Annotated in this window: 17 protein-coding genes and 2 riboswitches; of the genes, 5 read left to right on the top strand and 12 right to left on the bottom strand. The window is 74.2% G+C overall.

The window, feature by feature from the left end; all coding sequences use genetic code 11:
- Position 1: 1 nt before the first annotated feature.
- From CWOE_RS13630 to CWOE_RS13600, 7 genes are read right to left on the bottom strand one after another with little or no spacing between them, the layout of a single operon-like run.
- Positions 2–814, bottom strand: a complete 813-nt coding sequence (locus CWOE_RS13630; RefSeq protein WP_012934203.1) for a cyclase family protein — start codon at positions 812–814, stop codon at positions 2–4.
- Entirely contained in the window at positions 811–1,050 is a 240-nt protein-coding gene (locus CWOE_RS13625) for a hypothetical protein (RefSeq protein ID WP_012934202.1), read from the bottom strand. Before CWOE_RS13625 ends, CWOE_RS13630 begins: the two co-directional genes overlap by 4 nt.
- On the bottom strand, positions 1,047–1,448 hold the full coding sequence (locus CWOE_RS13620) for a Rieske (2Fe-2S) protein (protein WP_012934201.1): 402 nt from the start codon (positions 1,446–1,448) through the stop codon (positions 1,047–1,049). The genes CWOE_RS13625 and CWOE_RS13620 overlap by 4 nt, the downstream gene beginning before the upstream one ends.
- On the bottom strand, positions 1,448–2,608 hold the full coding sequence (locus tag CWOE_RS13615; RefSeq protein ID WP_012934200.1) for an amidohydrolase family protein: 1,161 nt from the start codon (positions 2,606–2,608) through the stop codon (positions 1,448–1,450). Before CWOE_RS13615 ends, CWOE_RS13620 begins: the two co-directional genes overlap by 1 nt.
- 25 nt (positions 2,609–2,633) lie before the next feature.
- A complete protein-coding gene (locus CWOE_RS13610; protein ID WP_012934199.1) occupies positions 2,634–2,837 on the bottom strand; it encodes a ferredoxin in 204 nt (67 codons plus the stop codon).
- The gene (locus tag CWOE_RS13605) at positions 2,834–4,012 is read right to left on the bottom strand and encodes an NAD(P)/FAD-dependent oxidoreductase (protein ID WP_012934198.1); all 1,179 of its coding nucleotides are present in this window, start codon (positions 4,010–4,012) and stop codon (positions 2,834–2,836) included. Before CWOE_RS13605 ends, CWOE_RS13610 begins: the two co-directional genes overlap by 4 nt.
- Positions 4,009–5,184: an iron-containing alcohol dehydrogenase gene (locus CWOE_RS13600; protein WP_012934197.1), complete on the bottom strand. Its 1,176-nt coding sequence runs from the start codon at positions 5,182–5,184 to the stop codon at positions 4,009–4,011. Before CWOE_RS13600 ends, CWOE_RS13605 begins: the two co-directional genes overlap by 4 nt.
- A 113-nt stretch (positions 5,185–5,297) precedes the next feature.
- Between CWOE_RS13600 and CWOE_RS13595 the strand changes: the two genes are divergently transcribed.
- The 3 genes from CWOE_RS13595 (at position 5,298) to katG (ending at position 8,820) form a co-directional block, all read left to right on the top strand.
- Positions 5,298–6,065, top strand: coding sequence for a DUF6683 family protein (locus tag CWOE_RS13595; RefSeq protein ID WP_012934196.1), 768 nt, complete (start codon positions 5,298–5,300; stop codon positions 6,063–6,065).
- 71 nt (positions 6,066–6,136) lie between these two features.
- On the top strand, positions 6,137–6,595 hold the full coding sequence (locus tag CWOE_RS13590) for a Fur family transcriptional regulator (protein ID WP_012934195.1): 459 nt from the start codon (positions 6,137–6,139) through the stop codon (positions 6,593–6,595).
- On the top strand, positions 6,592–8,820 hold the full coding sequence (katG, locus tag CWOE_RS13585; protein WP_012934194.1) for a catalase/peroxidase HPI: 2,229 nt from the start codon (positions 6,592–6,594) through the stop codon (positions 8,818–8,820). Before CWOE_RS13590 ends, katG begins: the two co-directional genes overlap by 4 nt.
- A gap of 71 nt (positions 8,821–8,891) precedes the next feature.
- Here the strand turns inward: katG and CWOE_RS13580 are convergent, their stop codons facing one another.
- Genes CWOE_RS13580 through CWOE_RS13570 form a run of 3 tightly spaced genes read right to left on the bottom strand, consistent with a single transcriptional unit; the run spans position 8,892 to position 13,784 of the window.
- Positions 8,892–9,932 carry a PDDEXK family nuclease gene (locus tag CWOE_RS13580; protein WP_012934193.1) on the bottom strand — a complete coding sequence of 347 codons (1,041 nt, stop codon included), beginning with the start codon at positions 9,930–9,932 and terminating at the stop codon, positions 8,892–8,894.
- 57 nt (positions 9,933–9,989) lie between these two features.
- The gene (locus tag CWOE_RS33870) at positions 9,990–11,966 is read right to left on the bottom strand and encodes a prenyltransferase/squalene oxidase repeat-containing protein (protein ID WP_012934192.1); all 1,977 of its coding nucleotides are present in this window, start codon (positions 11,964–11,966) and stop codon (positions 9,990–9,992) included.
- 9 nt (positions 11,967–11,975) lie between these two features.
- Positions 11,976–13,784: a hypothetical protein gene (locus CWOE_RS13570; RefSeq protein WP_012934191.1), complete on the bottom strand. Its 1,809-nt coding sequence runs from the start codon at positions 13,782–13,784 to the stop codon at positions 11,976–11,978.
- A gap of 51 nt (positions 13,785–13,835) precedes the next feature.
- Positions 13,836–13,974: riboswitch (cobalamin riboswitch) on the bottom strand.
- Positions 13,975–14,029: 55 nt separating this feature from the next.
- Positions 14,030–14,196: riboswitch (cobalamin riboswitch) on the top strand.
- Between the two features lie 63 nt (positions 14,197–14,259).
- On the opposite strand from CWOE_RS13570, the gene CWOE_RS30680 reads away from it, so the two are divergent.
- Positions 14,260–16,257, top strand: a complete 1,998-nt coding sequence (locus CWOE_RS30680) for a delta-60 repeat domain-containing protein (RefSeq protein WP_012934190.1) — start codon at positions 14,260–14,262, stop codon at positions 16,255–16,257.
- An 18-nt stretch (positions 16,258–16,275) separates the two neighbouring features.
- On the opposite strand, the gene CWOE_RS13560 is transcribed toward CWOE_RS30680, so the two are convergent.
- Complete coding sequence (locus tag CWOE_RS13560) at positions 16,276–17,202, bottom strand: LysR family transcriptional regulator (RefSeq protein WP_012934189.1); 927 nt, start codon at positions 17,200–17,202, stop codon at positions 16,276–16,278.
- Between the two features lie 67 nt (positions 17,203–17,269).
- On the opposite strand from CWOE_RS13560, the gene CWOE_RS13555 reads away from it, so the two are divergent.
- The gene (locus tag CWOE_RS13555; RefSeq protein ID WP_012934188.1) at positions 17,270–18,481 is read left to right on the top strand and encodes an MFS transporter; all 1,212 of its coding nucleotides are present in this window, start codon (positions 17,270–17,272) and stop codon (positions 18,479–18,481) included.
- Positions 18,482–18,498: 17 nt separating this feature from the next.
- Here CWOE_RS13555 and CWOE_RS13550 read toward each other — a convergent pair whose 3' ends face one another.
- Positions 18,499–19,479: a DNA polymerase domain-containing protein gene (locus CWOE_RS13550; protein WP_012934187.1), complete on the bottom strand. Its 981-nt coding sequence runs from the start codon at positions 19,477–19,479 to the stop codon at positions 18,499–18,501.
- Positions 19,480–19,548 lie beyond the last annotated feature (69 nt).

The raw sequence follows: 19,548 nt of genomic DNA, 5'->3' as shown, positions 1-19,548 counted from the left end.
CCTACGGCTCCTCGGCGGACGGGACGATCGCGATCGGCCGCACCGGCGAGCCGGTCCCGCCGACGTACTTGAGCGGCAGCACGACGACGGTGAACGCGCGCGGCGCGGCGCGCGCCAGCTCCTCCAGCCGCAGGTTCTCGACGATCGGGATGCCGGCGCGCACGAGCAGCACCACGTGGCCGGGCAGGATCGACTCGGTCACGTCGTCCCAGCGGTCGAGCGCGTCCCAGACCACGTTGTCGGCGCCGACCGCCGCGACCTCCTGCTGCGCGAGCCACTCCGACCCTTCGCGCGCGATCCCCGGCGCGCGCAGGTAGTGCGGCGGGTCGTCCCAGTGCGCGCCGTAGCCGGTCCGCACGAGCACGACGGAGCCCGGCGCGATCGGCGCCGGCGACGCCGCGGCCGCGGCCTGCAGCTCGTCGACGCCGATCAGCTCGTCAGGCGCGAGCGGGCCGCCGCGCAGCGCCGGCAGGTCGAGCAGCACGCCCGGCCTGACGAGCGGCGGCAGCGACTCGACGCCGTGCGTCGTGAAGCCGGTCGACGTCTGCACGTCGGCATCGACCCGCACGCCGCCGTGCATGCAGAGGTTCTCCGCCTGGTGGCTGAGCGCGTCGATGTGCGTGCCCGCGTGCTCGGGGGTGCAGATCAGGCCGGAGGCCGAGGTGCGTCTGCCGAGCCCGGGCTCGTGGCGTCGGTGGAGCCCGTAGACGAGCCCCGGCGCGTGCACCGGCGCGATCGGGTCGCCCATCCGCCGCGGCTGCTCGAGGTCGATCAGCGTCGCGGCGGCGAGCTGCGCGGCGAGCGACGCGCTCACGACCCCGACCCTTCCCGGCGGGCGTTCAGGACCCTCGCCATGTTGTCCGCCCATGCCTGCGCGGGGAACTCAGGATCCTTGCCGAAGCGCACGAGCCAGTCCTCCACGTCCTCGTCGATCACGACGGCGTACGCCTCCGCGTCCTCGACGACGGCGAGCCGCCCGTCGACTGGCGTCCCGCTCCCGCCCCGCAGCAGCGGGACGCCCAGCTGCGCCGGACGCGGCGCGGTCCTCATGCCGCCCCGGCCGCCGCCGCGCGCCGACCGCCGACGCTCAGCAGCACGCGCCCCTCGGCGACGCGCACGCTGTAGCGGCGCAGCTGGATGTGCGGGTAGGCGAGACATCTGCCCGTCGGCACGTGGAACTCCAGCCCGTGCCACGGGCAGGCGACGATCTCGCCGTCGTGGACCCACTCCTTTCTCCAGTCGCCGTCGGCAGCCTGGCGGAAGGTGCCGGTCAGTCGCGCGACCTCGCACAGCGGGCCGGTCTGGTGCGGGCAGACGTTCGGCAGCGCGTGCAGCTCGCCGTCGACGTTGAAGACGCCCACTTGGCGCCCGGCGATCTCGACGACGGTGCGCGAGCCGTCCGGGAACCGCTCGACGCTGCCGATGTCCTGCTCGGTCGCGGCGGCCATCACGCGACGCTCCCGGGCAGGTTGAGGCGGCGGCCCTGCGCGTCGATCTTGAACAGCTCCAGCGCGTTGGTGCCGAACAGCTGGCGGCGCTGCTGATCGCTCATCGGGATCTGGTCGAGCTTCATCGGATGGTCGAAGTCGTGGTGGGGCCAGTCGGTCGCGAACATGACGCGGTCCCAGCCGTCCATCAGCTCGATCATCTTCGCCAGGTCGCCCATGTCCTCCGGCTCCTCGATCGGCTGCGTCGCGACCCACCACTGCTTCAGGTAATGGCTCGGCCGCTCCTCCAGGAAGGGACACTCGCGTCGGCGCTCGAGGTACTCCTTGTCGAGCCGGCTCATGACGAACGGCATGAACGAGACGCCGGCCTCCGCGACCGCGATCCGCAGCTTCGGATAGCGGACCGGGACGCCGGTCGTGATCATGTCGACGCAGTTGGCGATGATCGAGAACGTGTGGCTGCAGGTGTGGCGCGCCAGCTCGTTGTCGAAGCCGTGGTTGTTGAACGGGAAGACCGGGTGGGTGACGGTGACGCTGTGCAGCAGCACCGGCAGGTCCGCGGCCTCGGCCGCCTCCCAGATCGGGTCGTACATGCGGTGGCCCCAGAGCGGGTCGAGGCCGGCGCACGGCAGGTAGACGCCGACGATCTCCGGGTGGCCGGCGTACTTCTCGATCTCGCGCGCGGCGTCGCGCGGGTCGTGCGGGCAGGCGACGATGCAGCCGAGCAGCTTGTCCCTCGCCGAGGTCCACTCCTCGACCAGCCACGCGTTGTAGGCGCGCGCGAGTGCGCTGGCGTAGTCGGTCTGCGTCAGCACCGGCAGCTTCAGCAGGTGGTCGGGGAACAGCACGCCGATGTCGACGTGCAGCGCGTCGATCTCCGTGCGCATCTGCTGCGGCGTCCAGACGGTGCGGCCGGCGTCGTGCGTGGTCGGGAACTTCGCCTGGTAGTCGCCGGCCGAGACGCCCGGTGAGAAGCCGGGGATGTCGAGGTAGCTCTCGGCGGCGTCTCTGATGTGCTCCAGCGCCACCTTCCACGGCATGTCGCAGTACGGCGCCAGGACGCCGGGCGACTCGTGGACGTGGATGTCGGTGTCGACGATCAGCAGGTCGGAGAGCGGCTCGCGCGCGATCTGCGGCGGCCCCTCGGCTGTGACGGACATCTTCTCTCTCTCGCTCCTCGTGGGCTCAGGTGGCGGTGGTCGTCGTCTCGCGCAGGGCGATCGCGCCGGTCGGGCACGAGCGGGCGGCGAGGCGCAGGCGCTCCTCGTCGGCGCCGGCGAGCGGAACGGCGATGCCGTCGTCGTCCAGCTCGAACCCGCCGGGCGCGAGGTGGACGCAGTTGCCGGCGCCGATGCAGAGATCGGCGTCGACGATCGCTTCGATCGTCATGTCGGTGCGTGCTCCTTGGTCGGCTGATCCAGCTCGCGGCGTGCCGCCGCGAAGTCGCGCGGCCGGCCGGCCGCGCAGGCCGCGACGAGGCGGCCGTCGTGCAGGTAGCGGGCTACCCACTCGTGCGGCTGCTCGCCCTCCTGCACCTCGACCGCGTCCCACTCCGGCGCGTGGCCGGCGTAGCGGACGACGACGCCGTGCTGCTCGGACCAGAAGAACGGCAGCGGCGCGAACGGCGTGTCGATCCCGAGCGCGTTGGCGGCGGCGGCCTCGCCGTGGCGGCAGGCGGTGTCCCAGTGCTCGACGCGCATCGAGCGGCCGTAGCGGGGGTTGTGCCAGCGGGCGCAGTCGCCGGCCGCGAGCACGCCGTCGACGTCGGTGCGGCACCGCTCGTCGGTGACGATCCCGTCGTCGATCGTCAGCGGGCTGCCGTCGAGCCAGTCGACCGCGGGCACCATCCCGACGCCGGCGATGACCGCGTCGGCGCGCAGCTCGGCGCCGTCGGCGAGCGCGACGCGCCAGCCGTCGCGCTCGCGCCGCACGCTCGTCACCGCCGCGCCGCAGCGAACCTCGACGCCGGCGGCGCGATGAAGCGACGTCACGTGCTCGGCGACCTCGGCGCCGAGCACGGGCGCGAGCGGATGCTCGGCCGCCTCGACGAGCGTGACCGGCGCCGCGAGCGCGACCGCCGCGCTGGCGATCTCGCCGCCGATGAAGCCGCCGCCGATCACGACGAGGTGACGCGCCCGCACGAGCGCGTCGCGCAGCGGCGCGACGTCGGCCGCCGTCCGCACCGTCAGGACCCCGTCGCAGCGCAGCGCCGGCGGCAGCGACGGACGACCGCCGGTCGCGATCACGAGCCGGTCGTACGACAGCGCGCGGCCGTCGTCGAGCGCGACCGTGCGAGCGTGCGCGTCGAGGCCCGTTGCGCGCGCGCCCGCGTGGACGGTGACGCCGGCCTCGGCGTACGCGCCGGCCGGAGCGAGCGCGACCGGCTCCGGCTCGCGCTCGCCTCTCAGCGCGTCCTTCGACAGGAGGGTGCGGTCGTACGGCGCCAGCCGCTCGTCGCCGACGAGGTCGATCGCGCCGCCGTGGCCGCGTCTGCGCAGTGCGAGCGCGCAGCGCTGGCCGGCGGGGCCGCCGCCGACGACGACGATCCGCTCGGGCGTGCTCACCACGCCTCCCGGTAGATCGCGACGATCTGGTCGCGGCTGGCCTCGCGGCAGTTGAACTCGGGGCCGTTGCTCGCGAGCGCGGCGTCGGCCATCGGCTCCAGCGCCGCCGCGAACGCCTCCGGCGCGATCCCCTGCGCGCCGAGGCGCGGGATGCCGATCTCGGCGACGAGCCGCTCGATCCAGTCGACCAGCCGCTCGCCGGCTTCCTCGTCGGGGTGCTGGTCGCCTGCGGCGCCGGCCGCGCGCGCGATCGCGGCGTAGCGCTCCGGCGTGGCGCCGAGCCCGAAGCGGACGACCGGCGCCAGCAGGATCCCAGTCGCGGCGCCGTGCGCGACGTGGAAGTGCGCGCCGAGCGGACGCGCCATCCCGTGCACGAGCGCGATCGTCGCGTTGCTGATCGCGGCGCCGGCGAGCGTCGCGCCGCGCGCCATCGCCGCGCGCGCGGCGTCGTCGTCCGGCTGCTCGCAGACGCGCACGAGGTTGGGGCCGATCAGCCGCGCCGCCTCGAGCGAGAAGCGGTCGGTGACCGGGAACGCGGCGCGCGACGTCATCGCCTCGACGGCGTGGACGAGCGCGTCGATCCCGACCTCGGCGGTCAGCTGCCGTGGCATCGTCAGCGTGTTGCGGTGGTCGACGAGCGCGATCGCCGGCAGCAGCGCGTCGTCGTAGACGGGCACCTTGATCTGACGGGCGGGATCGGCGATCACCGCCGCGCGCGTCATCTCGCTGCCGGAGCCGGCCGTCGTCGGGACCGCGATCAGCGGCAGCGCGCGGCCGCCGACCTTGTCGAAGCCCGCCAGCGCGATCAGGTCGCGGTCGGGTTCGCCGACGGCCAGCGCGGCGATCCCCTTGGCGGCGTCGATCGGGCTGCCGCCGCCGACCGCGACGACGCCGTCGGCGCCGTGGGAGGCGAGCGCCTCGATTCCGTCGGCGACGTTGCCGACGGTCGGATCGACCTGGACGCCGTCGAAGACCGCCGCCGCGATCCCTGCCGCCGCGAGCCCGTCGGCGACCGCGCGGACCGCGACGTGCTCGCGCAGGCCGGGATCGGTGACGACGAGCACACGCCGGATTCCCATCCGCGCCGCCAGGGTGCCGGCCCGTGCGGTCGCACCGCCGCCGACGACCACGCGCGGCGGCAGCACGACGTCGAACGCTTCGCTCTCTTCCATACATCAGAAGATATTTATGGTCTGATGTTTTGTCAAGACAACGTGACGGCGGCTGCTCAGGACCGCAGGCGTGCGACGATTCCGCGCGGGATCGGTTTCACGAAGGAGCGGCGATGAAGCGGAGCAAGACGGTTGTGGCGGTCGCGGTCGCAGCGATGGCGGCGGTGCCCGGGGTGGCACAGGCCGACATCTACAACCCGACGACGGCGGAGCACATCCCGACGAGCTACTACTACCCGGCGCCTGCGCCGACGATAGACCCGCCGCCGATGACGTTCCCGCCGCTGGACCTGACGAGCCCGTCGCCGAGCGACAGATCGTCACCGAGCGCGCCGCGGCGCGATCCGGTGCTCGGCTACAGACCGTCCGCACGCGTCAGCAAGGAGGGCAACCGACAGCTGGCGGCGCTGTTCGCCAAGCGCCTCGGCAGACGGAACGTCGATCGCAGACGGTTCCTCGCCGAAGCTGACAAGGGGACGTTCCGCAAGGCGTTCGCGGAGCTGATCGGGCCGCTGGGCTGGTCGACGACCGACTTCGGCGACGCGCTCGCGGCCTACACGGTCTCGTCCTACATGATCGCCAACGACATCGGCGAGCTGTCCGGCACCGAGCGGATCGGGGCGCAGACGATCGAGCAGGACCTGCGCGCGAGACTGCGCACGAACCCGGCGATGAAGCGCTCGTCGGCTCGCAGCAAGCAGCTCGCGACCGAGCGGCTCAACACGATCACGATCGTCCAGATCGTGCAGTACGCCAACGGCGACGAGAGCGCCCGCGCCACGCAATCCGACGCGACGCGACAGGCCGGTCTGAAGACGTTCGGCGGCGACCTCACCCGCGTCCAGCTCGGCAACGACGGCTTCGAGCCACGCGACGGGTGAGATCACCGCGCGCAGCAGCTTGAACCCGTCAAAGACTTGACACGGTCCAGAGCACGTTCGATGATGTCGGCGTGCCAGCCCAGCCCCCCGTCGCGTCCGCCGACCTCCTGCGCCAGCACGGCCTCAAGGCCACCGCTCAGCGCATGGCCGTCCTCCAGGCCGTGTCCGGTCTCGCGCACAGCACGGCGGAGGACGTCGCGACGAGCGTCAGAGCCGAGATCGGCACGATCTCGCGCCAGGCCGTCTACGACGTGCTCGGAGCGCTCGTCGAGGCGGGGCTCGTCCGGCGCATCCAGCCGTCGCGGTCGCCCGCCCGCTACGAGGCGCGGGTGGACGACAACCACCACCACCTGATCTGTCGTGACTGCGGCCGGATCGTCGACGTCGACTGCGCGGTCGGCGAGACGCCGTGCCTGCACGCGACCGACGACCACGGCTACGAGATCGACGAGGCCGAGGTCGTCTACTGGGGCCGCTGTCCCGACTGCCGAACCGCACCAGCAGCACACCACCAACCAGGAGAACGATGAGCGCCACTGAAGAGCACGGTCCCGTCACCACCAGCGACGAGCACAGACCGATGGGCTGCCCCGTGATGCACGCCGAACATCAAGCCGTCGGCATCACGGCCAACCAGCACTGGTGGCCGCACCAGCTGAACCTGCGGATCCTGCGCCAGAACAACCCGCAGGCCGACCCGCTGGGCGCCGGCTTCGACTACGCCGAGGCGTTCAAGGATCTCGACGTCGACGCGCTCGTCGCCGACGTCGACGCGCTGATGACGGAGTCGCAGGAGTGGTGGCCGGCCGACTACGGCCACTACGGCCCGCTCTTCATCCGCATGAGCTGGCACTCCGCCGGCACCTACCGCATCGACGACGGTCGCGGCGGCGGCGGCAGCGGAGCCCAGCGCTTCGCCCCGCTCAACAGCTGGCCCGACAACGCCAACCTCGACAAGGCGCGCCGGCTGCTGTGGCCGGTCAAGCAGAAGTACGGCAGCAAGATCTCCTGGGCCGACCTGCTCGTGCTCGCCGGCAACCGCGCGCTGGAGACGATGGGCTTCAGAACGTTCGGCTTCGCCTTCGGCCGGGCGGACATCTGGGCGCCCGAGGAGGACGTCTACTGGGGCCCCGAGCGCGAGTGGCTCGGCGACGAGCGCTACAGCGGCGACCGCGAGCTGGCCAACCCGCTCGGCGCCGTCCAGATGGGCCTGATCTACGTCAACCCGGAGGGCCCGAACGGCAAGCCCGACCCGCTCGCCGCCGCGCGCGACATCCGCGAGACGTTCGGCCGCATGGCGATGAACGACGAGGAGACGGTCGCGCTGATCGCCGGCGGTCACACGTTCGGCAAGACGCACGGCGCGGCGACCCCGGAGCCGCACGTCGGCGCCGAGCCGGAGGGCGCTCCGCTCGCCGCGCAGGGCCTCGGCTGGATCAGCGACTACGCCAGCGGCAAGGGCGACGACACGATCACGTCCGGCCTCGAAGGCGCCTGGACGAACGATCCGATCGCGTGGGACAACGGCTTCTACGAGAACCTGTTCGGTTACGACTGGGAGCTCACCAGAAGCCCGGCGGGCGCGTACCAGTGGCGCCCGACCAACCCCGAGGCGCAGGAGGCGGTGCCGGTCGCGCACGACCCGTCGAAGCGGACCGCGCCGATCATGGCGACGACCGACATCGCGCTGATCAGAGACCCTGCCTACCTGGAGATCTCCAAGCGCTTCCACGCGCACCCCGACCAGCTCGCCGACGCGTTCGCGCGCGCCTGGTTCAAGCTGCTCCACCGTGACATGGGCCCCTCCTCCCGCTACCTCGGCCCGTCGGCCCCGGCCGAGGAGCTGCTGTGGCAGGACCCGGTCCCGGCCGTCGACCACGAGCTGGTCGACGCTGCCGACGTCGCTGCGCTCAAGGCCCAGATCCTCGACGCCGACGTGCCGCTCTCGCAGCTGGTCGCGACGGCGTGGGCGTCGGCCTCGACCTACCGCGACACCGACAAGCGCGGCGGCGCGAACGGCGCGCGGATCCGCTTGGAGCCGCAGGCCGGCTGGGACGTCAACGCAGGCGTCGCGCCGGTGCTCGACGCGCTGGCGAAGATCCAGCAGGCGTTCAACGGCGCGCAGACGGGCGGCAAGCGCGTCTCGCTCGCGGACCTGATCGTGCTGGGCGGCTCCGCGGCCGTCGAGGCGGCAGCGACGAAGGGTGGGCACGAGGTCACGGTGCCGTTCTCGCCCGGCCGCACCGACGCCACCGCCGACCAGACCGACACCGAGTCGTTCGCCGTGCTGGAGCCGAGAGCCGACGGCTTCCGCAACTACCTGCAGCCGGGCCTCGGCATCCCCGCCGAGCACCTGCTGCTGGACAAGGCGTTCATGCTGAAGCTGTCGGCTCCCGAGATGACCGCGCTCGTCGGCGGTCTGCGGGCGCTGAACGCGAACGCCGGCCAGTCCGGGCACGGCGTCCTCACCGACCGGCCCGGGACGCTGAGCAACGACTTCTTCGTCAACCTGCTCGACCTCTCGACCGAGTGGAAGGCGACCGCCGACAGCGAGGAGCTGTTCGAGGGCCGCAGCCGCGAGACCGGCGAGGTGCGCTGGACCGGCACCCGCGTCGACCTCGTCTTCGGCTCCAACTCAGAGCTGCGCGCGCTCGCCGAGGTCTACGGCTCTGCCGACGCGGAGGCGAAGTTCGTGCAGGACTTCGCGGCGGCGTGGGTCAAGGTCATGGACCTCGACCGCTTCGACCTCGCCTGAGGCCGGACGGTCAACGCGGCCAGTGACGGAGGGACCCGCCGCGGCGGGTCCCTCCGCACGGCCGGGAGCGGTCAGCCGGCGGACGCGGCAGTCGTTGCGAGGACCCAGTCGACGACGCCGATGAATTGGTCGAGCCCGTCGAGGCGTGCGTGCAGCTCGCCGCGCCGCGCGGGGTCGTCGAACGGCGGGTGGCTGAGGAGGTACTGGAACTGGATCTCGACGCGCCCGTACGTGTAGAGCATGAACGGCCACAGGCCGCTTGCGGCTCTGCCTGCCGACCACGAGCCGTCGCGTGTTCCGCTGCCGTAGTAGTCGTCGAGTTCGCCGTGCGCGTCGGCCCAGTCGAACAGCCGCTGCAGCGGCGTGGGATCTCTGCCCTGCTCGCGGAGCCGGACGAGCAGCGCCGCGCGGTCCCATCTCCGACCCGGCGTCCTTCCCTTCGCCGCGCGCGCGACCTCCGTCTGCCCGATCACCTGCGGCACGATCAGCTGCTGGGCGCCGTCCGCGTCGACGTACTGCTTCACCTCGATCGCGAGGACCGCGGTCGCGCTCATCTGTCTGTTGAGGAACTCGACGATCCGCCGCAGCGGCGAGGGGATCGCGTCGGCCACGAAGACGATCCGCAGCTTGCCGGCCCCGAGATTGGTGTGCACGCGCTCCCAGTACGCCTCGGTCCCTTCGAACGAGGGGAACGACCTGCGCAGCAGCTCCTCCGGGTCCTGGCGGCACTCCGAGCAGCGCTCTTCGAACCATGTTCGCAGCGTCTCGGCGCTCCAGCGGATGTTCGCGTTCGCGGCATAGTCGAGCAGCTGGCCGACGACCTCCCGGCGGATGCGGGTGTCGCTGCTGCGCTTGACCTCGACGAGCGTCGGGACGCCGTCGGCGTCGAGGAAGAGGTGATCGAGCATCCCCCGCAGCGGCTCGTCGTCGCCGAGCGCGACGTGCGCCTCGCGCTTGACCAGCAGCCACGCTGCCGGAGCGTCGCCGGGCTCGCCGCCCGCCAGCACCTCCGGGTGGTGCTCCAACAGCTCCTGCAGGACCGCTTCGGACTCGTACGGGGCCTCGCGCATGCGGACCAGCGTCCCGTCCTGCCGCAGGAATACTCCACTCACTGGTAGAACGGTAGTTGCGGCGGTGCGGCGGCGTCAACCGCGAGCGGCCGCGCAGGCTCAGTGCGCGGCGGCCGCGAACGCGAGCAGCGCCTGCGCGGTGACCCAGACCGGGGTGCGCGGGTCGCCGGGGGCGTAGTCGACCTGGCCGGAGCGGCGCTGCCGAGCGCGCAGGTAGTCGAGGCCGGAGATCCCGTCGGCGCCGCGGACGGTGGCGGCGTCGATGCCGGCCGCCTCCATGCCGATCACGGCGAGCGCGGTCGACTGGGCGTTGGCGGTCTCGCCTGGGCGCCCGGCGAAGCCGCCGTCGTCGGCCTGAACGGCCCGCAGCCGCGCAAGCGCCGCGGCGCGCGGAGCGCCGCGGCCGAGTGCCCACAGCGTCGCGCCGACGGTGTCGGCGTCGGTCGCGAGCGGCCGGTCGCGCAGCCAGCGCGCGCCGGAACGTCGAGCCGCGGCGGTCGCGCGGCCGCCTCCGCGCAGCGCCAGCAGCGCATAGGCGGTCGCGCTCGGTTGTCCGCCCCACGAGCCGTCCTCGCGCTGCCGCCGCACGATCGCCGCCCGCAGCCGCCGCAGCCGCGCCTCGTCGGCGCGAGCCCGCGACGGCGTCAGCGCCAGCGCTCCGCGCTGGAGGTCGGAGAGCTGGAGCCGCCGCGCCGCGCGGACCGCTGGAAGCGCGCGCGTGTAGTGGTCGGCGGCGCGCCCGGCGGCGCGCGTGCGACCGGCGGCCCGCCCGAGCGCGATCGCGGCCCAATCGGTCAGCAGCGGTGAGGTCGTCGCGCCCGCGGTCGCACCGAAGCCGCCGTCTCGTCCCTGCACGCGGCCGAGCCACGCGACGGCGAGGCGCCGGGCCGCGCTGGCGTCCGCCGGCATCGTGGCGACCGTGAACCGCCGCGTCGCACGCAGCGTCTCGACCCGCACGACGAGCTGGTAGCGGCCGGGCGGCAGCGCGCGCGAGAGCGACTGCGACCAGGCGCCGTCGCGAGCGGCGACCGTCACCGTGCGAGCCGACCGCGTGCACGGCCGGCCGGCCGTCGTCCCGCCACCGGTCAACTCGACGCAGCGGCCGCCGGCGCGACCCGCGAGCGTCACCGCGACTGCGCCCGGCCCGCCGTCGCCCCGGAGCCGCGTCGGCGTGCCGCCGCGGGCATAGCGGGCGCCAGCCGCAGGGGCGTCGATCGTCAGCGCCGCGGGTTCGGTTCCGCCCGGCTGCGCGACCGGCCCTCCCGGCTGTCCGGTCCCGGGCCCGCCGCCGCCGGTCCCCGGCCCACCCGGCGCCCCCGGACCGGACGGCGACGGATCGCCGACGCAGGTCGCGTCGCCGACGCAGACCTCGAGCGCGTTGGAGCGGATCGCGTCGGGCGCGGTCGCCTTCAGGCGGACGCGGCCGGCGCTCGCGAAGCGGAGCGTCGCGCGCCCGTCCGCTCCGGTCGCCGCGCCGCCGACGGACGCGCCCGCGACCGGGCCGCCGTCGGCACCGCTGCTCGCGCGGATCCAGCCGTCGCGGACGCTGACGGTCAACGGCTCGCCGACGGCGACATGCCCCGGACCGTCGAGACGAAGGATGCGCGCACCGGGCCCATAGGCGAGCAGCACCTCACCGCCGGCGCGGACCGGCGCGCGGCAGATCCCCGCGGCGTAGCGCCAGTCGACGAGCACCGACCAGTACGCGACCGCCTGCGGGTCGGAGGCGTCGGGGCCGACGCGGTCGAGGAAGAAGTCGCGGAAGTCGCCGTTCCAGGTCCCTCCCCACGACAAGCCCGACGCGGCCAGCGCCGCGGCGGCGCTGGCACCTGCGTTGCAGTCGTGCGGGCCGGAGCCGTCGCCGCCGTCGACCGGCGCCGCCACGGTGCTCAGCGAACCCTCGTAGAGCGTCGCGCCGCGACCCTCGACCCGCAGCGACAGCTCGGCCGCCACGGCCGGCGCCGCCGCGGCGCCAAGCCAGGCGGGGCCGAGCCAACCGGCGCCGAGCCAGCCCGCGCCGAGCCACGCGGCAGCGAGCCCCACCGCGACCGCCGCCCTGCGCGGCAGCCCCGCCATCGCCGCCGGCTAGCGCAGCACGCGCGCGGTCGCGCGCGTCTGCGTGGTTCTGCGGGTCGGCTCGTCGCGCGTGCCGGCGACGATCGTCACGACCCGGCCCTTCGCGCTGCCGGCGAGCAGCGTGCGGAACGCTCTGCGCAACGCCACCCGCACCGTCGCCCGCTCGCCCGGCGCGAGCCCGAACTGGGCCGCTCCGGCGACGCGGGTGCGACGGCCCTGCTTGTAGGTGAGGCGGACGATCCCGCGGCAGCCAGCCGCGCTGACGTCGCGCCCGCAGCGCAGCGCGATCGCCACTCCGCCGTTGCGCAGGCGCAGCCGCCTGCCGGTCGCGATCGTCGCCTTCGCGAGCACCAGCCGCGGCCGCTGCCCGCCGGCCCGCGTCCCGGTCGGCGTCACCGGTGTCACCGGCGGCAGTGCGACGTCGGGCGCCGGGCCTGGCGGCCCCGGCTTTGCGTCCGGCCGCTCGACGAGCGCGGCGCTGACGAGCGAGCCGAGGCCGACCTCGGCGTCGAGCGTCTCGCGCGGGGCGCCGCCGTCGACCGAGACGACCCACCGGCGGCCGGCGTCGGCGGAGACACCGTTGACCTCGACGAGGCGGCGCTCGCCGCCCTCGCCGGCGAAGCGCAGGTCCGTCGCGCAGCCGGCCGGGTCGGCCTGCGGCGCGCCGGCGAGCAGGTCGGCGACGTCGCCGCCGACCGGCGCTCTGACGCTGCATGCACGTTCGGCGCCGGCGGTCTCCGTGCCGTGGTCGATCACGAGGCCCATCGGCACGACGGTGCCGTCGGCGACCGCCGGCTCGGCACGGAAGAGCGGCTCGCCGGCGTCGCTGCGCGGGGCCGGCTCGGCACCGAAGCCGTCGCCGACGAGCGCGGTGACGGAGTCCTGCGTCGAGTAGAGGTTGTCGGCGTCGTCGTCGGGCTCCGACGCCAGCCAGCGGAACGCGCCGTTGCTCTTCTGCAACGCGACGAGGAAGTCGAGCGGCGTCTTGCCGGTCGAGGTCGTCCAGCGCGGCCCCTGCGGGTCGACGCCGCATTCGCGCATGCCGTTGACGACCCAGCTGGTGCTGTCGCTGTTGGCGCCGAAGAAGTCGCTGACGAAGCCGCCGCTGACGTCGTCCTGCATCGTCTCGAGGTAGTCGAGCGCGCTCGCGACGGCCGGGTCGGCGGCCGTCGCGCCGGCGGCGCAGAGCGTGCCGATGCCGGCGCCGGTCATGTCGACGTCGGGTGCGCCGCCGTTGGTGGTGTAGTTCCAGCCGCCGCCGGTCTGGGCTCTGCGGACCGCCTGCGCGAGCGTCGGCGTCAGCTCCGTGACGCCGTTGCGCTCCAGCGCCAGCAGCCCGAACATGTCGTCGTTGACGGTGCCCGGCAGGCCGAGCTGCTTGCCGTCGTAGAAGCGCAGCTGGCGCGCGAGCAGGTTGCGCGAGGCGCTCAGCTTCGCGGTGCGGATGCCGCCGCCGTGGCCGGTCAGCAGCGCACGCGCCTGATCGGTCGAGAGGTTGCCGGGAAGGCCGCCGCTCGCCCCCCACTCCCCGGCGTAGAAGTCCTGGAGGCTCGGCGTAGCGAGCGCGCTCTTGAGGTCGGCCGGGTTCACCCCCGCGTTCGAGAGCGCGATCATCGACCAGTCGCCGCCGAAGGCCGGCGCCCCGCCGCCCGGCGCGATGTCGCCGCTGGCGGCCTGCTCGCCGCGGTACCAGGCGACGGCCCTGTCGGCGGCCTGCTGGGCGTCGGCAGGGGTGACGTAGGCCGCCGCCGAGCCCGGCAGCGCGACGGCGACGCCCGCCGCCAGCGGCACCGCGGCGGCGATGAGACGAGCAAGCATGAAGTTGTGACCTTCCCTTGTCCTCGAGGGGGTTCTCAGCTGGCCGGAGTCAGGTCTCCTGGCTCCCGGGCGTACTCGCCGCGCCTTCCCAGGTCCGCAGTGGAGGACCCAGTGGCTTGCCATCGGCTTGCGGCGAGCGTGAACCCGGTCACAGTGGCGGGACCGCGCTGGATTCGCACCAGACTTCCCTCGACACCGACCGTTGGCCCCGAGCATAACGAGCTGCTGCTCAACTCGCGGTGCTGGTAGCTTCCCCGCCTCACGGCGCGGGGAATCCGGTGAGAGACCGGAGCTGGCGCGCAGCGGTATGGGTGACGAACGGCTCGCAGTCCCGCCGACCCGAACGGGTCGGGAAGGGGAGCCGGGAGGACGACCCCGAGCCCGAATATCCGTCCGTGAGTCACGTGCAGCCTCGCGAACAGGCGGTCGACTCACCTTCGTGGTTCATCGCCGCCCTGAATTGAAGGAAGTGGTGATGGACCCCCGTGTCCCCTCCCGCGGCGCCCGCCGCCGCGTGGCGCTGACGGCCGTGCTGGCCGGCGGCCTGCTGACCGCGCTCGCCGCCCCCGCCGTGGCCGCGCCCGGCGACCTCGATCCGAGCCTTTCGGGCGACGGCAGACTCGTCGTCGCGACGCCCGGCAGCTTCGAGCAGACCAACGCCGTCGCCGTCCAGCCCGACGGCAGGATCGTCGTCGCCGGCATCGCCGGCCACGGCGACGGGAGCGATCTGTTCGTCGCCCGCGTCGAGCGCGACGGCACGCCCGACGCGAGCTTCGGCGGCGGCGACGGCGTCACGACGGTCGACGTCGCCGGCTTCGGCGACGGCGCCCGCGCGCTCGCGCTCCAGCCCGACGGCAAGATCGTCGTCGCCGGCTACGGCAGCGCCGTCAGCGGCCTCAACCAGAGCGACTACGCGGTCGCGCGGCTGACCGCCGACGGCGCGCTCGACCCCGGCTTCGGCAGCGGCGGCACGCGGACGATCGACTTCGGCCTCGGCGCCGAGCAGGCGCGCGCCGTCCTCGTGCAGCCGGACGGCACGATCGTCGTCGGCGGCTATGCCAACCCCAGCGCCGGCGTGATCGAGTTCGGCCTCGCGCGGCTGACCGCCGACGGCGCGCTCGACCCCGGCTTCGGCAGCGGCGGAAAGCGCACGACCGCCTTTCCCGGTGCCGGCAGCAACGTCCACGCGCTCGCGCTCGACCGCGACGGGCGGATCGTCGCCGCCGGCCGCACGACCGGCTCCGACCCCGACTTCGCGCTCGCCCGCTATCTGCCCGACGGCAGCCTCGACACGAGCTTCGGCGGCGACGGCCTGACGACGACCGACTTCGGCAGCGCGGCGCTCGTCGACGAGGCCGACGGCGTCGCGATCCAGGCAGACGGCAAGATCGTCGCGAGCGGCTTCACCGGCGGCGACGTCGGCGACAACCGCTTCGCCGTCGCCCGCTACGACAGCGACGGCGGCCTTGACGCGGACTTCGCCGACGGCGGCCGCCAGACGGTCGCGTTCGCGCCCGGGGGCGACGCCCAGTTCCCGAGCGCCTACGGCAACGGCGGCGCCGCGCTCCAGCACGACGGCTCGATCGTCGTCGCCGGCGTCAGCAGCTGGTTCAACGAGTTCTTCGAGACGCGCGGCGTCTTCGCGCTCGCCGCGCTGACGCCCGACGGCGCATTGGACGAGCGCTTCGCCCCCGGCGGGACGGTCACGACCGCCTTCCCGGCACCGGAGGCCGAGGCCCACGCGATCGTGCTCGACCCCCGCAGCGGCGCGCTCGTCGTCGCGGGCGACGCCCGCGACAGCGGCGAGTCCGACACCGCGATCGCGCGCTACCTCGGCACCCCGCCCCCGCCCCGCACGGTCACGGTCGAGCTGAGCGGCGACGGCTCCGGCAGCGTCCGCGGCCGCGGGATCGACTGCCCCGGCGACTGCGACGAGACGCTGCCCGCGGGCGCGACGGTGACGCTGACCGCGACCGCAACCGAGGGCTCCGAGTTCGCCGGCTGGGGCGGCGCGTGCAGCGGCAACGGCCCGTGCACCGTCGAGCTGACCGCGGACGTCGCCGTCGCAGCTCGGTTCGCGCGGCAGGCGAAGGACGCGCCGCAGCCGCCGGTGGGCCCGGCGCCCCCGGGCACGCCTTCCACCGGAGCCACGCCGACCCCGCGGCCGACCGCCGCCTGCACGCGCGCCGAGCGGACGCTCGACGGGGCTGCGCGCCGCCTGCGCGACGCACGCGTTCGCGTCGCGCGCGCCGCCGGCACGGTCAGACGCAGCCGCGCCGCCGTCACCCGCGCACGCAGAGCGCTGACCCGCGCCGCCGGCGAACCCGCGCGCAGACGGGCGCGCGCGAACCTGCGTGCCGCAGACCGACGCCAGCGTGCCGCGACGCGCACGCTGACGACGGCGCGCAGCGCGCAGCGCTCCGCCGAGCAGCGGCACCGCGACGCAGCGCGCGCCGTGGCGCGGCGCTGCTGAGCGGAGCGGGGCCGCCGGTCAGCGCTCCCCCTCGCGGAGCAGCTGAGCGAGGTCGGTCAGTTGCGGGGTGGTGTGCTCGGTGCGCCAGATCAGCCCCAGCTGCGACGGCTCTTCGAGTCCCGCGACCGGGAGATAGCGCACGTCACCGCGGGTCGTGCGTTCGGCGAGCGGGCGGCAGACCAGCATCGCGTGCTCGCCGCCCGCGGCCAGCGCGAGGCCTTCCTGGATCGTGGCGATCCCGGCGGTCGATCGGATCGGCCGCCCCGCGGGGGTCGACGGTGGGACGCGGGCGGCCATCCAGTAGTCAGGGGCGTCGCCGACCGGGCGGACGAGGTTCAAGCCGGCCAGCTGCTCGACGTCGACGTCACCGCCGCCGGCGGCGAGCGGATGGGAGGAGGCGACCGCGAGCAGACGGTCCTGGGGCGGGAAGCGGTACCCGACGCTCAGCGCCTGCTCGTGAACCGGCAGCTCGACGATCGCGGCGTCGAGCCGTCCCTCCAGCACTGCGGAGAACGGCGAGCCGAGCGGGATCTCGCTCAACGCGACGGCCACCTCGTGCTGGACGCGCAGGCGGCGGAACGCTTCGGTGACGTGCTCGTAGACGTTCCCGTGAAAGCCGATCCGCAGTTCGCAGAGGGCCCCGCGGCGGGCACGCTCGTGCGCCTGGGAGAAGGCGGCCGTCAGCGTCTCGTAGGCCGGCCGGACCTCGTCGACGAACTGCGCGCCGAGCCGGGTCAGCGCCACGCGCCGGCTGGTGCGCTCCACGAGCCGGACGCCGACGCGACGCTCCAGGTCGGCGATCAGCTGACTCACCCGGCTCTGGGAGTAGCCGAGGCGCTCCGCGGTGCGGCCGAAGTGCAGCTCCTCGGTCAGCACGACGAGGCACTCGATCTGCTGGATCTGGACCTGCTTCACCACGCTCCCGCCGGCTGCCGCATCGATCATTCGAGCTTATCGATCGGTGAGCAGAAGGCTCTTGTTCACCCGCGGCGTGGACGCTTGACTCGGAGGCATGAGCGCCTCCCTCTCCCCTCCGCGGTCCGCGACCGATCCCGCGCGCACCACGCGTTCGCAATGGCTCGCGGTGGCGGTGCTGTCGCTGAGCACGTTCGTGGTGGTGACCTCGGAGATGCTTCCCGTGGGCGTCCTGACCCCGATGGCCGACGGCCTCGGGATCACGCAGGGCGCGGCCGGCTACAGCCTGTCGATCACCGGCCTCGTCACGGCGGTCACCGCGCCGCTCGTCCCGCGCCTGCTCGGTCGGCTCGACCGGCGCCTGGTGCTGGCGTCGGCGATGGTGGTCCTCGCTGCCGGCAACGCGCTGACCGCGGTGGCGCCGGGGTTCGGGCTGCTGGTCGTCTCGCGTGCCCTCCTCGGGATCGGGATGGGCGTCGTGTGGGGGTTGGCCGCCGTGATCGCCAGCCGGCTGGTCGCACCGCGCAACGCCGCGCTGGCGGTCTCCTTCGCCGTCAGCGGGGTCGCGGCGGCGTCGGTGATCGGGGTGCCGCTGGGCACGGTCGTCGGGAACGCCTTCGGTTGGCGGACGGCGTTCGCCGTGCTCGCCGGCGGCGGCATCGCCCTCGCCGCGGGTCTCGCGCTGGCATTGCCCCGCCTGCCTCGCCCGGCCGCCCCGGCCGGCGCAGGCGCCGGTACCGGCGGCCAATCGCTGTTGGGCACGCCCGCGGTCGCCGCCGGACTTGCGCTGATCGTGCTGCTCGTCACCGCGCACTTCGCCGCCTACACCTACGTGCGCCCCGTCCTCGAAGAACGGACCGGACTGGCTCCTGGGTCGATCGCACTCGCGCTCCTCGCGTATGGCGCCTGCGGGCTGGCCGGCAACTTCGCGGCCGGCGCCCTCGCCGCGCGACGCGCGCGCTTCACGCTCCTGAGCCTGGCCACGGGGATCGGCGCGGCGATCGCGCTGCTGGCGTTGCTGGGCAGCGTGGCCGGCGTCGCCTACGCAGCCGTCGCGCTGTGGGGGCTGACCTATGGCGGGCTGTCGGTGGGCGGTCAGATCTGGATGACCCAGTCCGCACCGCACCGCACCGAGCACGTCACCGGGCTCTACGTCGGGGTCTTCACGGCCGCGATCGCCTTGGGCGCCTTCCTCGGCGGCACCGTCGTCGAGGCGTCCGGGGTCACGCCCCTGCTGTGGAGCGCAGCCGCGCTGGCGCTCGCCGGCCTCGCCGTCGGCGCGGTCGGCCCCGGGCCGGCGCGCCGATGAACAGGTCGCGGACCGGTTCAGCTGCCGGCGTCTGACTGCTCGCGCCGCGCACGCGCGCGGCGCTTGCCCTCGTGCATCGCCGCGACGCGGGCGACCGGGATCGCCCGGCCCTCCTCGATCAGCTCGGCCGGCAGCGGCTGCGGCGCCGGCAGCTCGTCGGCCCACGGGTTGCGCGCGCCGATCAGCGCCGGCACGGTACGGATCGTGAAGTCTGCCGGCACGACGTTCTCCAGCTCGTCCCATGGCAGCGGGAACGAGACCGGCGTGCCCGGCCGGATGCGCGGGCTGTAGGCGGCGACGACGGTCGCGCCGCCCGCGCGGGTGGCGTCGACGAACACCTTGCCGCCGCGATCCGCGAGCACGTACGTCGTCGTCGCCAGCGCCGGATCGAGGCGCTCGGCGCGCGCGGCGAGCGCCCGCGTCGCCGCCGCGATCTCCTCGACGGCCGCCGGCTGCGCGATCGGCACGAAGACGTGCACACCCTTCGCGCCGCTGGTCTTCAGCGCGCCCGCGAGCCCGGCGTCGGCGAGCGCCTGCCGCACGAGCGCGGCGGTCCGCACGACGACGCCGAACGACGCTCCCTCCGGCGGATCGACGTCGAGCACGAGGTGCGTCTGCGGGTGGTCGGGCAGGTCGGCGCGCATCAGCGCCGCGTGGTACTCGACGGCGCGCTGGTTGGCGAACCACAGCAGCGTCGCACGGTCGTTGCAGAGCGCGTAGGAGACGTCGCGCTTGGAGCGCTCCGCCCACAGCGTCACCGTCTTGATCCACGGCGGCGTGTATCTCGGGACGTTCTTCTGCATGAACGGCTTGCGGCCGCGCAGCGCCCGGATCACCGACAGCGGCCGGTCGCGCAGCTCGCCGAGCAGCTGCTCGGAGACCGCGTCGAGGTAGTCGACCAGGTCCCGCTTCGTCGCGTCCGCGCCGTCGAACAACGGCTGGTCGAGGTTGGTCAGCCTGACCTCCTCGCCACCTCCCGTGATCTCATCCGATGCCACGCCACCACCGTATCGCCCAGCTCAAGGCGCGGCGCCTGCGGACGATCACCCGTACAGTGCGCGCACCCG

The organism is Conexibacter woesei DSM 14684 (assembly GCF_000025265.1).
Taxonomy (GTDB): Bacteria; Actinomycetota; Thermoleophilia; order Solirubrobacterales; family Solirubrobacteraceae; genus Conexibacter; species Conexibacter woesei.
This window is presented reverse-complemented; position numbering and strand designations above follow the sequence as displayed.

Bases quoted from the DNA above. Each gene is read 5' to 3' on its own strand.
- CWOE_RS13560 (WP_012934189.1), bottom strand. From the start codon at position 17,202: ATGATCGATGCGGCAGCCGGCGGGAGCGTGGTGAAGCAGGTCCAGATC.
- CWOE_RS33870 (WP_012934192.1), bottom strand. From the start codon at position 11,966: ATGGCGGGGCTGCCGCGCAGGGCGGCGGTCGCGGTGGGGCTCGCTGCC.
- CWOE_RS13595 (WP_012934196.1), top strand. From the start codon at position 5,298: ATGAAGCGGAGCAAGACGGTTGTGGCGGTCGCGGTCGCAGCGATGGCG.
- CWOE_RS30680 (WP_012934190.1), top strand. From the start codon at position 14,260: ATGGACCCCCGTGTCCCCTCCCGCGGCGCCCGCCGCCGCGTGGCGCTG.
- katG (WP_012934194.1), top strand. From the start codon at position 6,592: ATGAGCGCCACTGAAGAGCACGGTCCCGTCACCACCAGCGACGAGCAC.
- CWOE_RS13620 (WP_012934201.1), bottom strand. From the start codon at position 1,448: ATGGCCGCCGCGACCGAGCAGGACATCGGCAGCGTCGAGCGGTTCCCG.
- CWOE_RS13600 (WP_012934197.1), bottom strand. From the start codon at position 5,184: ATGGAAGAGAGCGAAGCGTTCGACGTCGTGCTGCCGCCGCGCGTGGTC.
- CWOE_RS13615 (WP_012934200.1), bottom strand. From the start codon at position 2,608: ATGTCCGTCACAGCCGAGGGGCCGCCGCAGATCGCGCGCGAGCCGCTC.
- CWOE_RS13555 (WP_012934188.1), top strand. From the start codon at position 17,270: ATGAGCGCCTCCCTCTCCCCTCCGCGGTCCGCGACCGATCCCGCGCGC.
- CWOE_RS13570 (WP_012934191.1), bottom strand. From the start codon at position 13,784: ATGCTTGCTCGTCTCATCGCCGCCGCGGTGCCGCTGGCGGCGGGCGTC.
- CWOE_RS13610 (WP_012934199.1), bottom strand. From the start codon at position 2,837: ATGACGATCGAAGCGATCGTCGACGCCGATCTCTGCATCGGCGCCGGC.
- CWOE_RS13625 (WP_012934202.1), bottom strand. From the start codon at position 1,050: ATGAGGACCGCGCCGCGTCCGGCGCAGCTGGGCGTCCCGCTGCTGCGG.